Consider the following 12,917-nt stretch of genomic DNA (forward strand, 5'->3'; position numbering starts at 1 on the left):
ACGATGCCGATCAGGGACTGGAGGGCGGCCCTGAACCAATTCTCAATCATATTTGAAGGCCGGTTACCGGTTTACTGACAACTCAAACCCGGACCGTTTACACAAAATGCTTTACATGCCCGCTCATCCCGGAACCGTTTTGGTTTCTTGAAGCTGGCGACGCTGCCGACATGAACCCTTCCCGAGCCGTTATTTTCCCCAAATAAATTAATCCAGGCGATAATTTCATTATCCTGTTCCGGTTCATTTGATATCGACATGGCCTCGAGTCTGAGGTCGCAGTGGTCACTTTCGACGAGATCCTCGGCTATGCCGTGCGCATTCCAGCTGTGGAGCTGAGGTGACGAACAATGCCACCTCGTTTTCTCGGGTCATTCTCGACCTGCTTGCCGCTTTAATGACCTCCAGGTGGTGGCGGGTTGCCGTTTTACAACTTCCGGTCATAGTTTTGAGCGCCGTGTCTGTCGAGGAGTTCGTTCAGGTTGACAAAGATCTGCCGGATGGTTTTGGTTGTGTTCTTGTCGTTGCACCTGCGCCAGACGTCGCCGTTGCGAAAGGCTCTTACCACCGCGTCGATTTCTTCGATGGGGGCGGAGAGATTTTTTCTTAAACTCCGCATGAAAATCATACCGCTGAGAAAGATGATGGTCGCCATGAAGACGATGGCCCAGGCCCCGGCGTAGCCCAGTTGCCGGGCTTTGCGATCCGCCTTGATCATCGCCAGGCGGTTGATTTCACCCAGGCGCAGAATCGCCTTGACGGTTTCCTGCAATTCGTGATGTTGACCGAGAAAGGCCTTACTGAAGTTCCGCCTGATCAGGTCGATGGCCTGCGGCTCCTCATTTTCGGTGATATTGGCCTGCGCTCGGCGCAGTGCCCGCGCGAAAGTTTCATGCGGGGCACTATCATGTTCGTTCACTCTGTGCAGCGACAGAGCGGCGAGCATCTCCTCGCAGGCTTGCAGCGAGACCTCGTTTTGTTCGATAATTATTTCAATCGCCGGGGCCATGCGCATGAAAATTCAGATTGAGCCATAAGCCATGAAAAGATTTAAGGCGATCAGAACCCAGGCCCCAAACCTGACTGGTTGCGCCGGCTTCATACCCGCCCTCCGGTCAGTTTGGGAATCGCGGTTTCATTCGATACGATGATCAGGTTGTCATCGCTCTGCAGCGGGTCGTCGGGAGAGGGGCGCAGGATCCTGGCCGGCGCTCCTCTCCTGATCCCGACCACCATGACCCCAAAACGTTTCGGCAGGGCGAGTTCAATCAAGGTTTTGCCGATCATTGATGGCTGGACGCGAATTTCGGTGAGATGCAGATCCTCTCCCAGGTTCGTATCGACGACGATATCCCGGTAGAGCAGACGATTGGCGAAACGTCTGCCAAATTCTTGTTCCGGATCAATAACCTGATGTGCCCCGACCAGGTGTAAAATGCGCTGATGCATTTTGTCGTTGGCTCTGGCGATAACGAACGGGGCTCCCATCTGGCGCAGTAAGGCGGTGCAGATGATGGATGACTCCTTTGAATCATCACCGATGGCGCAGACTGCGGAATCTCTTTTCCGGGGTTCAAGTTTGGCCAGCTCCGTTTCATCCGTGGCGTCGATAACCACGGCTTCGGTGACAAAGTTGGAAGCTTCTTCAACCAGATTTTTTCTTTTATCGACGGCCAGGACCTCGGCTCCCTTCGCCGACAGGGTCTGAGCCAGGGACATGCCGAAATGGCCGAGTCCGATAATCAGGATTTGCTGAGACATGTTATCTGATCCTCTCAGGTGATGGAAATGTTTTCAACTGGGTACATGGCTTCGGAGGTAGTCTGTTCCTCGCTCAAGAGCATGAAGAGGGTCAGAGGCCCGATCCGGCCGACAAACATGGCGATAATGATGATGGTTTTTCCGATTTCATCCAGAAACGCGGTCGCGCCGGTGGAAAGCCCCACCGTGGCCATGGCCGAGGTCGCTTCAAAAATCAGGTTGCGGGCGGATAACGGTTGGGTTGATTCGAGCATCAAGACAATGACCAGCCAGATGACTATTCCCGAAACCGCAATCGTTATCGCGTGATAGATCGTAGCGGGGTGAAGACGCCGATTTTGGATTATAATCTGGCCGCGATTGGTGATGTTGGCCCAGAAGGTCATGGCCAGGATTCCCAGCGTCGTGGTTTTGATACCGCCGGCGGTGCCGCCGGGACTGCCCCCGATAAACATGAAAACGAGCATGATCAGAAAGGTCGGATTCGCCGGATTTCCCATCTTCACCGAATTGAATCCTGCGGTTCGCAGGGTTGCCGATTGAAACCAGGCATTCAGTAATTTTTTTCCAAAGGACATTTTGGTCAGAAAACCATTCCATTCGCAAACCATGATCAGGAAGGTTCCCGCCAGCAGCAGAATCGCGGTCGTGATCAAGGCGATGCGAGATGAAATCGGAATGGGTTTGCCGGTTAACCATTTCGGGATCATCAGGCTGGTCGCCGGCGCCAGGCCACCGGCAATAATCAGGCTCGAGATGATAAACAGGAGTAACGGATTTTCCTGATAAGCGATTAAACTGTCACTTTGCAGGGCAAAACCGGCGTTACAGAAAGCCGATACCGCAGTGAATATTCCCCGCCACAAAGCCTGAGCCGCCGAGTCTCCGGTGGAGTAAAACAGAGCCGCCAGCAGCACGGAGCCGAGGGTTTCCGCGACCAAGGTAAATTTAAGAATAATTGCCAGGGAATTAAACAGATCTTTGTGGGCGGTATCCGTCATGGTTGTCAGCAGACGTTCCTGCCGGAGGCTGAGACGGCGTCCCATGGCCTGTAAACCGACCGTGGCGATGGTCATGATTCCCAAACCGCCCAGTTGAATGAGCAGCAGAATGGAAAACTGTCCGAAAACTGTAAAGTCCCGTGGGGTGTCCAGAACGATAAGGCCGGTTACGCAAACCGCGCTTACCGAGGTGAAGGCGGCATCGATCAGATCGATGCCGCCTTTTTCGGTGGCGCCCGGCAGAGCTAGCAGTCCCGTGCCGCAAAGACATAACCCGGAAAAGGTGGCCAGCAGAATTCTGGCCGGATGATTGAGCAGAAAATCCCAGCGTTGTTCTTTGTGGTCGAAGACGGCGGGATTGCGCGGCAGCAGGAACAAACTGAGAAAACTGAAACCCAGAACGACGGCGGTCATGATTATCGGGGTGGAAAACCATAACGATAGAGCGATGGCGGCAAAACCTGCGAGCGGCAGCGCAAGGTGAAGCCTGGCCGGTTTGGCGAGCGCCCAGTGCAGATAGAGCACTTGAGCGATCAGTGCTGAGGTCGCAAGTCCATAAATGGTAAGGTCCGCGGCAAAGATTTCTGTGATGAGGGCAAAAAGGACTATCAGAGGTATGGTGGCGGCGGCCCACCAGGCCAGGCCCTTTGGCGGCAGCGTTCGAAATGATCGCTTCTCGGCTGGTGGCGGCTTTTTTCGCCGAAGGCCGGCAGGGTAAAGAGAATGTAAACCAAAATAACGGAAGCGGTTAAGGCGGCAAAAGGGTTGTTTGCCAGATAGGGCAGGGCGGCCGCATAGCCTCCGAGGGCCGCGCCGCCGCCCAGAATTTTCCCCGGCAGGGGCCGTCGGAACAAGGTCAGACCCGACAGCAGGCAGGCCACCGCGGCCAGGACCGCGAGGCCGGAGCGCCAGTATTCCGGGAACATGGTCGAATCTTTCTCCAGGAGGGGGAAAAACAGCGGCAAGGGCGACAGGACCATTAAGGCGCCCTCGATGCCGATTCGCGACATGTATGCCCGGCGCCGCATTATTTGTTTCCGGGCTGTCGGCTGGGGAAGTCTGATTGAAGAGGGCGCATAAGGGGCACACCTTGGATTTGTGCGGTTTTCATAGGTGTCAGAGTAAGCCGGTTGGGTTGAAAAAGTCAAGATTTTTCATGCCTTTTACCTTTTCATTGCCGGCCCTGAATCGTTTCAGTGTAACTTCCAGGTAATCCAACTTAAAAGCTGGTTGTTTTCCCATGCGTGGCCGCGATAGCGGTCTGAGACGCTGTTCAGCCCACCCGGATATTCCGGGGAAACGATCCCGATTTCTTTCGGAAACCAGGCCTTGTCCCCCGGATATTCTGATCTGCGCGGTTTTCTGTGGAAAATAAAAAATCAGCTTCGATAGACAAGGGTAGAGGTTTGCAAGCGTGGCTCCGCGACTCTTTTTATGCGGCGGCGGGCTGCTCTGGAAAGGTCGAAGGAGAGGGCGGGTTCATGTAAAAGTATGGGAGGTCCGTCATGAAGAAATTGAGAGTATTGTCGTTGTTTGCCGTCCTGCTGGTAGTGGCTCTGACCTTGGCGAGTGCCGGTCCGGTCGAGGCCGGAAGTTACTGCAACCCGAAAACAGCCCCGGCCTACAGCCGGCATCAGCTGGCCCGCCAGGTTCATGATCGGCAGACGGTCAGTTGCCGGCATCAGGATCACCGGGATGATCGGGTTTGCCGGATTCCCAGGCCTTATGTGAAAACCTGTCGACCGCCGGTCAAGGTTTCCCGACATCATGACCGTTATCTGTATCCGGTTCTGGTTGGTGCGGCGGCCGGGGCTCTGGTTTACGGTCTGACCCGCTGAACCGGGGGCTGTTTTTTCAGGGAAAGGGAAATCCTTTTGCGGAAAAGATCGACCTCCAGGACGGTTACTTCGACCAGGTCTCTGACGGCAACCACTTCGCCGGGATCACGTATAAAACGATCCGCCAGCTGACTGATGTGGATCAAACCGTCCTGATGCACCCCGACATCGACAAAGGCCCCAAAGGCGGTGACGTTGGTGATGACCCCCGGCAGCTTCAGGCCGGGGGTCAGGTCGTTGATGGTATGCACGTTTTCGGCGAAGCTGAAACTTTGCAGGGACTCTCTGGGGTCGCGTCCGGGCGTGGCCAGTTCCCGCAGGATGTCATGCAGGGTGGGCAGGCCGATCTCCTTTGAAAGATAGCGGTCAGGATTGATACGGGCGATGGCCGCCGGGTCGTGCATGAGTTGTCGCACGCCGAGACCCAGATCGGCCGCCATTTTTTCCACCACCGGGTAGGCTTCGGGATGAATGCCGCTGTTGTCCAGAGGGTTGAGCGCGCCTCTGATTCTGAGAAAGCCGGCCGCCAGTTCAAATGCCCTGGGGCCCAGTCGAGGAACCTTTTTCAGCTCCCGGCGCGAAGATAACGGGCCCTGCTGCTCGCGCCAGGCGACCAGATTCGCGGCCAGGGTCGGGTTGAGACCGGAAACCCGGGCGAGAAGTTCGGCGCTGGCCGTGTTGAGCTCGACGCCGACCTGGTTGACACAGGAAACCACCACGTCATCGAGGGCTTTTTGCAGGGCTTTTTGGTCGACATCGTGCTGATACTGGCCGACGCCGATTGATTGCGGGTCGAGTTTGACCAGTTCCGCCAGCGGATCAATCAACCGGCGGCCAATGGAAACGGCTCCGCGGACGGTCAGATCGTGGTCGGGAAATTCCCGGCGGGCGCATTCCGAGGCCGAGTAGATCGAGGCCCCGCTTTCATCTACCATGACTATGACGGGATTTTCCTCAAACTTGAGATTCCTGACAAAGGTCTCGGTTTCCCGACCGGCGGTGCCGTTGCCGATCGCCAGCGCTTCAATCTGATACTTTTTGACCAGTTTTTTCAAGGTGGCGGCGGCTTTATCCTCCTGATGCAAAAAAATCAGGTCATGTTGCAGCAGCTTGCCCTGCTCGTCCAGGCAGACGACCTTGCAGCCGCTGCGAAAACCCGGATCAAGGGCCAGCACCCGTTTCCGGCCGAGCGGAGGGCTAAGCAGGAGCAGGCGCAGATTCTTGGCGAAGATCGCGATCGCCGTGGTGTCGGCCCGTTTCTTCAGTTCCCCGGCGAACTCGTTTTCAAGTGAGCGCGAAAGCAGTCTTTTCCAGGCGTCTTTGATCGCACGCTCGATTTCTGCCGCCGCCGGTCCGCGGTTTTTAAGATAATTTTTTTCCATCAGGCGCAGAGCACTATCTTCATCGGGCAGAATTCTGACCTTGAGAACCCCTTCATCCCGACCGCGAAACATGGCCAGCAGACGGTGGGCGGCTACCCCCGCAGCGTTTTCCCGCCAACTGAAATAATCCTTGAATTTACAACCGCTTTCTTCCTTCCCGGGAATGACGTCGGCCGTGATCACGGCCTGGCGCTGAAACAGGCGGCGCAATCCGGCGCGGACCTTTTCATCCTCATTGATCTGCTCGGCGATAATGTCCCGGGCTCCGGCCAGGGCCTCTTCGACCGAACCGACGTTGCCCCGGCTTCCGCTCAGGTATTTGCGGGCTTCGTTTAGCGGGTCGGATTCTTCCCGGCGAAGCAGAAAAAGGGCCAGAGGGGCCAAGCCGTTTTCCCGGGCCGCCTGAGCCCGGGTCTTTTTTTTGGGGCGATATTTTTCATAGAGATCTTCGAGCTCGGGCTTGTCGAGGGCTTCGGTAATGCGTTTTTCCAGTTCCGGGTTGAGAAGGTCGCGCTCGCGTAAAGATTTGAGTATTCCCTGTTTTCGCTCACTGAGTTCGGTCAGGGCGGCGAGCCGGTTTCGAATCGCGGCGAGCTCGACTTCGTCAAGAGAATCCGTTATCTCTTTGCGGTAGCGGGCGATAAAGGGGATGGTGGCGCCCGCGTCCAGGAGTTGCATGGCGGCGGCGACGCGCTTTGGGGCCAGACCGGTTTCCCGGCTGATAATCATGATAGGTTCCATGCCGCTACTCTTAAACAAGCTGGTTGCAAAAGTCAAATCTTTGTCAGGGCGGCTTGCCGGTATCGGGTGAGGATTTTCCCCGCTCCATGATTTTCCTTACAGATTATTTTCTTGTTTGTTCAACAATTTTTTCAACCATAAAAACAAGAAAATGTTCTGATAAGAGTACTTGTTTGCAAGCCGTGAGGGACCATTTGGGTTGCGGGGCTTGTTCCCGCATTAGGTTTAACCTTGTAGTTTAGGGGGGGATCTTTTGCTTGCCCGGCAAGGGTTGGAGCTGTTATAGCTATAAGCTGGCGCGGGTCTCTGGTTTAACCGGCCGGCTGAATCCGGCGTATCGGCCTGATGGGGCGCGGTGCGCCGCCGGCTAATGTTGAGCGCTTGGCGCAAGCTTTAAGTGAGCTGCTGCAGTCCAGTTTTTGGGCTGAAAAAACCGGAAACTATCCAGTGGCTCGCTAAAGAAGCAAAACTGCGGCAAAGGCGAAAAGCACAGGGGAAAATTATCGGAGGATGAAGATGAAAAAAAGTAAAACAGGTATCGTGGTTGGGCTTTTGTTTTTTATGGTGATGGCTGGGCCGCTTTGGGCACTGGACATGGGCAAACTGACTTCCGCCGGGCAGAAGGGCCTGGCGGCGGCGATGCTGAGCGATGCCGAGATGGTGGCCATGGCGGCGCAGGGCATTGCCGAGATGGATGCCCAAAACCAAATCGCGGCGGCGGACAGTCCTCACACCAGACGGCTTGCCGCATTGACCTCGGTTTTTAAAGAGGTCAATGGTCGGCCTTTGCATTTTAAGGTCTATGAAAAGGAAGAAATCAACGCCTTCGCGATGCCGGACGGCAGTATCCGCATCTATAGCGGTTTGATGGAGATGATGAACGATGGTGAATTGCTGTTCATTGTTGGGCACGAAATCGGTCATGTGGCGCGAGGGCATGCAAAAAAACGTTTTCAGGTTGTCTACGGGACCTCATCCCTGCGCGACGTGGTCGGCGGAGTCGGCGGCCGGATAGGTTCGCTGGCCGGTGGGGTGGCGGCTGATTTTCTTGAAAAGGTTGTCAACGCCCAGTTCTCGCAGGCCAACGAAAGGGAAGCTGACGATTTTGGTTTTCAGGTTCTCAGGGAGCAGGGCATGAGCGGCGCCGAGGCGGTTTCCGCTCTGGAAAAGCTGGATTCTCCGGGGGATAAAGCCGGATTTCTGGAAAACATGCTGGCTACCCATCCCGAACCCGGGGCCCGGGCTCTGCGGCTGCGGGAGAAGCTCGGATTTATTCCAGCTGCAGGCAACTGATGCCCCGGCCTTTATAAGCCGGGATAAAACAGCGGTTACAGGAACAGCAGGCGGCCGCCGTGTCGCGTCCGGCCTGCCACTGGCGAATCAGGTCGGGTTCACGGATCAGGGGGCGGCAAAGAGAGATCAGGGTCGCGCCCTGGTCGCGCACCCGAGCCGCTCCCTCCAGAGAGCGAATGCCGCCGACGGCAATTACCGGAAGGCTTAGGTTCTCAGCAAAAGCTCGACATTCCGTAAGAAACGGGGCTTCATTTTCACCGGCTTTGATGCCGCATGGGACCGGGGTCCAGGGGGAGGAAACCTGAGTGCCTCCGCTGACTTCCACAGCGTCCAGTCCGATTTGCGCCAGATGTTGGGTGAGCTTCAGGCTCTCTTTCAGCTCCAGTCCGTTTTCAAGATAGTCGGAGCCGTTGATTTTCATGGTTACCGCAAAGTCAGAGCCGACATACTCCCTGATTTTCAAATAACATTCTTCCAGAAAACGGCCGCGATTTTCCAGGTCGCCCCCATAGTCATCCCTTCGTTGATTGCTGAAAGGGGAAAGGAACTGGCTGATCAGGTAGCCGTGCGCGGCATGAATCTGGACGCCGTCGCAGCCGGCTTCCCGGGCCCGACCGGCGGCTTCGCCGAAATTAGTCGCCAGTTGTTTGATTTCCTTGATTTCTATTTCCTGAGGCATTTCCTTGAAAAGCGGATGTTTAAGGGCGCTCGGCGCGACGCGTTTCAGGCCGCTGACGCTGGAGCGGGCCAGTCCACCGCAATGAACCAGTTGAGCCATGAAAGCGGTATCATGGGCCCGGCCGGCCTGAACGACCTTTTTCAGGGACTGCTGGTGGTGGGGCCGGCAGAGCAGATTCTGCTCCGGGTTGCGCCGGCCGGCGGGGTCGACGGCGATATAGCCACTGGTCAGAAGGCCGGCTCCACCGGCGCTGAGGTTTTTGTAAAGCTCGACCTGGGCCCGGCTGAAAGAACCGTCGGTTTCTCCCTTGCCGTCCCAGGTGGCGGAGCGGACAAAACGGTTTTTCAGAACAAGTCGGCCTAGGTTGACCGGAGTGAAAAGTTTCTGGGGCATTTTTTTCCCTGTTTGCTTGGTCGGTGGAGGTGAAAGCGCGTCTGGATTTCAGAAAACCAGGCGTCGATCCAATGAACGAAACTGAATGGCCTCGGCGATATCGAAACTGTTGATCTCCGGGCTCCCCTTAAGATCGGCGATCGTGCGGGCGACTTTCAGAATCCGGCTGTAGGCTCTGGCGCTGAGGCCAAGCCGGTCCATGGTTTTTTCCAACAGCTCGCGGCAGGCGGAGTCAAGTCGGCAGAATTTTTTCAAATCCCGATCATTCAGGGCGGCGTTACTGGGACGGGGCAGATGATTCAGCCTTTTTTGTTGCAGCGCCCGCGCGCGGGTGACACGCAGGCGAATCGTCGCCGAAGGTTCACCGCCGTTTCCCTGGTTTTCATGAACCAGTTCCCGGGTGGTGACCGCCGGCACCTCAATGTGAAGATCGATCCGGTCGAGCAGAGGACCGGAAATTTTATGGCGATAGCGCTGAATTTGGGCGGCGCTGCAAATACATGGCTGCAGGGTGTCGCCGTAATGGCCGCAGGGACAGGGATTCATGGCCGTGATCAGGATGAAGTCGGCTGGGAACAGGGCTTGGGACTGAGCCCGGCTGATCGTGATCTCGCGGTTTTCCAGAGGTTGGCGCAGAACCTCGAGGGCGGAGCGGCGAAATTCAGGAAACTCATCCAGGAAAAGGACCCCGTTATGGGCCAGAGTGACTTCTCCGGGGCGGGGTTGGGCCCCGCCGCCGATCAGGGCAACATCTGAGATCGTATGGTGCGGGGCCCGAAAGGGGCGTTGTCGTAACAGTCCCTGACCGTTGTGAATGAGTCCGGCGACGCTGTGAATGATCGTGCTTTCCAGGGCCTCGCTAAAGCTCAGTGGCGGCAGAATTGAAGGCAGGCGTTGAGCCAGCATGGTTTTGCCGCTGCCCGGAGGACCGACAAAAAGAAGATTGTGGCCGCCGGCGGCGGCGATTTCCAGAGCTCTTTTAGCTTGCTGCTGCCCCCGTACATCGGCGAAGTCGAGGTTTTTATCGAGATCCCGGTCAATCCTTTCGCATGTTGTGGGGAGCTGAGGTCGGGGGATTTTCCCGTTGATGATGTCCAGGGTTTCCTGCAGATGTTCGACCGCGATAATCTCAATCCCGCTGACCGCCGCCGCTTCCATGGCGTTGGCGCGGGGCAGGAACAGACCCCGGCAGCCGCATTCCCGGGCGGCCATGGCACTCGGCAGGGCACCGCGGATTTCTTTGATACGGCCGTCAAGGGAGAGCTCGCCGCAGAAAAGATAATCTTTCAGGGCAGCGTTGTTTGCAAGTCCGGATTCTTCGCCGGCGATGATGCCGAGCGCGGCCGGCAGATCCAGGGCCGTGCCTTCCTTGCGCAGGTCGGCCGGAGCCAGATTGATGGTAATGCGGCGGGCCGGGAACTTGAAACCGCAATTTTTGATGGCTGAGCGGATTCTTTCCTTACTCTCCTTGATCGCGTTATCGGCAAGGCCGACGACAATGAAATTGGGCAGGCCGCGGGAGACGTCTACTTCAACTTCGACCGGCAGGGCGCGAATGCCGACCAGAGAGGCGCTGAGAATGGTTGTAAACATCAGTCGGTTTGTCAGCAGGGAGAAGATTAACCAGCTTGGCTTTCTTGTAGTCAAAATCCATCATCTCCTGATTGGCGTTCCAATGTCAAGATTAAAAAAGGTGATTGACTTGTCGCGGTAAACTTATTAGGGTTTTTGCTTGTTCCGGTGCGAATCGGTGTTGACGGTGAATGGTTGCGTTGAAAACCTGTTTGCCGCGAATCTTCGCCGGTTAAGCTTTCGGACGATTTTTCCACCCCCTGTGACCTTTTCAGTTCCTTGTCGGCCGCTTCCAGGTTACAGGAGATGCGGCGGGCGTTTTGAAAAACGGTAAATTTGATGAAAAAGACAGGTTGTATGATTGATCTGCAGGAGCGTGATCGCCGCTCGCTCTGGCATCCCTACGCGGCGGCCCCGGCGGCCATTGCTCCCTATATCGTTAAAAGCGCTGCCGGCACCCGTCTGACCCTGGCGGACGGGCGGCGGCTGATTGACGGCATGTCATCGTGGTGGGCCGCCATTCACGGTTATAATCACCCTCGGCTCAACGCCGCCTTGACCAGGCAGCTGGAAAGCATGGCCCATGTTATGTTCGGCGGTCTGACTCATGAACCGGCGATTTTACTGGCGGAAAAATTGCTGGCCCTGGCCCCTCCGGGACTGGGCCGGGTATTTTTTGTCGATTCGGGATCGGTGGCGGTTGAGGTGGCGCTTAAAATGGCGCTGCAATACTGGATTGCCGTCGGAAAGCCCGCCAAAAAACGTTTTCTGGTCCCGCGCGGCGGTTATCATGGCGATACTTTCGGGGCCATGTCGGTTTGCGATCCGGTCAACGGCATGCATCATCTTTTTGCCGATCTGGTGATGCCTCAGCTTTTTGCCCCGGCGCCCAAAATTCCCTTCTCCGGAGACTGGGACGAGCAGGAGATGGTCGCTATTGAAGAACTGATCCGGCGGCATCAGCGGGAACTGGCGGCGGTAATTGTTGAACCTGTGGTGCAGGGCGCCGGCGGCATGCGCTTTTACCATCCCCGCTATCTGCGGGCTCTGCGTAAACTCTGCGATGAGTACGATTTACTCCTGATCGCCGATGAAATCGCCACCGGTTTCGGTCGCACCGGGGAACTCTTTGCTTGCGACCATGCCGGGATCACGCCCGATATCCTTTGTCTGGGCAAGGCCCTTACGGGTGGTTATCTGAGTTTTGCCGCGACCTTGACCCGGGAATTTATCAGTCAGAAAATCAGCTCCGGAAATCCGGGGCTGCTGCTGCATGGACCGACCTTTATGGCCAATCCCCTGGCCTGCGCCGTGGCCCTGGCCAGTATAGAACTGCTGGAAGAATCGCCCTGGCGGACGCAGGTGGCCGGTATCGAGCAGAGGCTGCGCGAGGGACTTGCTCCATGCCGCAACCTGCCCGGGGTGAGTGAGGTTCGGGTTCTTGGCGCGATCGGGGTGGTGGAAACCACGGCTCCGGTCGATGTCGCAAAAATTCAGGCGAGGGTGGTGTCGCGTGGTGTCTGGCTGCGTCCTTTCGCACATCTCTGTTATACAATGCCACCTTTTCTGATTTCGGAGAATGACCTTGATGAAATTACCGCGGCGATGGTTTACGCCTTTTCCTGAATCTCCTGTCGGAATTTGTGCGCTTGATGCCGACAGTGATGCAGGTCAGGGTTTTGCGGTCAAGGTCCGGGGAGGCGTAAAAGACTTTTGGTTGCTTTGTGCCGCACCTTATAGTATAAACGGCGCCGATTTTTGTTTTTTTGGGCGGGCTTTTCTCTTAAAGCTGAATCTTGAAACCGGTTCATCCTGAGAGCACGTTCTCGCAGATTGCGGGAGGAGGCGTGAAAGTTTTGGAGATTTACTATGGATGCTGAACAGCTTGAATATTTTCGCCGGATTCTGTTGGAAAAAAAACAAGAGGTGGAAGAACGGGTGGAGCAGCTCAAAAAGGGCGATATCCATACCAATAAAGATGATTTGTATGATGATATCGATGCCGCCAGTGTCGATGCCGACCACAGCCTGCTGTTTCGCATCCGCGGCCGGGAAGCGCACCTGATCAAGAAAATCAATGAGGCCCTTGAGCAGATCGATGCCGGTACTTATGGTATTTGCGCTGAGTGCGGAGAAGACATCAACATCGAGCGTCTCAAGGCCCGCCCGGTAGCCCCCCTGTGTATCGCCTGTAAGGAAGAACAGGAGAAGATCGAGAAACGCAAAGGTCGTTAGTGCTCTTGCTGAATCTTTGAGA

At 56.2% G+C, this 12,917-nt stretch carries 9 protein-coding genes and 1 pseudogene; 4 read left to right on the top strand and 6 right to left on the bottom strand.

Translation table 11 applies throughout. The features are described 5' to 3' along the window. Positions 1–427 precede the first annotated feature (427 nt). The 3 genes and pseudogenes from ENN66_10375 to ENN66_10385 form a co-directional block, all read right to left on the bottom strand. On the bottom strand, positions 428–1,015 hold the full coding sequence (locus ENN66_10375; protein HDS16986.1) for a hypothetical protein: 588 nt from the start codon (positions 1,013–1,015) through the stop codon (positions 428–430). Positions 1,016–1,098: 83 nt separating this feature from the next. Beyond that, positions 1,099–1,761, bottom strand: a complete 663-nt coding sequence (locus ENN66_10380) for a TrkA family potassium uptake protein (GenBank protein ID HDS16987.1) — start codon at positions 1,759–1,761, stop codon at positions 1,099–1,101. Positions 1,762–1,775: 14 nt separating this feature from the next. Then, a pseudogene (locus ENN66_10385) lies at positions 1,776–3,772 on the bottom strand (potassium transporter TrkH). A 495-nt stretch (positions 3,773–4,267) separates the two neighbouring features. Between ENN66_10385 and ENN66_10390 the strand changes: the two are divergent. Next, positions 4,268–4,600 carry a hypothetical protein gene (locus tag ENN66_10390; protein HDS16988.1) on the top strand — a complete coding sequence of 111 codons (333 nt, stop codon included), beginning with the start codon at positions 4,268–4,270 and terminating at the stop codon, positions 4,598–4,600. On the opposite strand, the gene ENN66_10395 is transcribed toward ENN66_10390, so the two are convergent. Beyond that, positions 4,582–6,723 carry an RNA-binding transcriptional accessory protein gene (locus ENN66_10395; GenBank protein HDS16989.1) on the bottom strand — a complete coding sequence of 714 codons (2,142 nt, stop codon included), beginning with the start codon at positions 6,721–6,723 and terminating at the stop codon, positions 4,582–4,584. The genes ENN66_10390 and ENN66_10395 overlap by 19 nt on opposite strands. A gap of 510 nt (positions 6,724–7,233) precedes the next feature. Here ENN66_10395 and ENN66_10400 point away from each other — a divergent pair. Next, positions 7,234–8,016, top strand: a complete 783-nt coding sequence (locus tag ENN66_10400) for a hypothetical protein (protein ID HDS16990.1) — start codon at positions 7,234–7,236, stop codon at positions 8,014–8,016. Here ENN66_10400 and ENN66_10405 read toward each other — a convergent pair. Further along, a complete protein-coding gene (locus ENN66_10405) occupies positions 7,994–9,088 on the bottom strand; it encodes an NADH:flavin oxidoreductase (GenBank protein ID HDS16991.1) in 1,095 nt (364 codons plus the stop codon). The genes ENN66_10400 and ENN66_10405 overlap by 23 nt on opposite strands. Positions 9,089–9,136: 48 nt before the next feature. Then, a complete protein-coding gene (locus tag ENN66_10410) occupies positions 9,137–10,681 on the bottom strand; it encodes an ATP-binding protein (GenBank protein HDS16992.1) in 1,545 nt (514 codons plus the stop codon). A 336-nt stretch (positions 10,682–11,017) separates the two neighbouring features. On the opposite strand from ENN66_10410, the gene ENN66_10415 reads away from it, so the two are divergent. Together ENN66_10415 and dksA are read left to right on the top strand one after the other, a co-directional pair. Further along, positions 11,018–12,286: an adenosylmethionine--8-amino-7-oxononanoate transaminase gene (locus tag ENN66_10415; protein HDS16993.1), complete on the top strand. Its 1,269-nt coding sequence runs from the start codon at positions 11,018–11,020 to the stop codon at positions 12,284–12,286. Positions 12,287–12,529: 243 nt separating this feature from the next. Continuing rightward, positions 12,530–12,895 (top strand): RNA polymerase-binding protein DksA, encoded by a 366-nt coding sequence (dksA, locus tag ENN66_10420; protein HDS16994.1) that lies wholly within the window; start codon positions 12,530–12,532, stop codon positions 12,893–12,895. Positions 12,896–12,917 lie beyond the last annotated feature (22 nt).

The sequence above is a fragment of the Pseudomonadota bacterium genome, assembly GCA_011049115.1.
Lineage (GTDB): Bacteria > Desulfobacterota > Anaeroferrophillalia > Anaeroferrophillales > Tharpellaceae > DSCM01.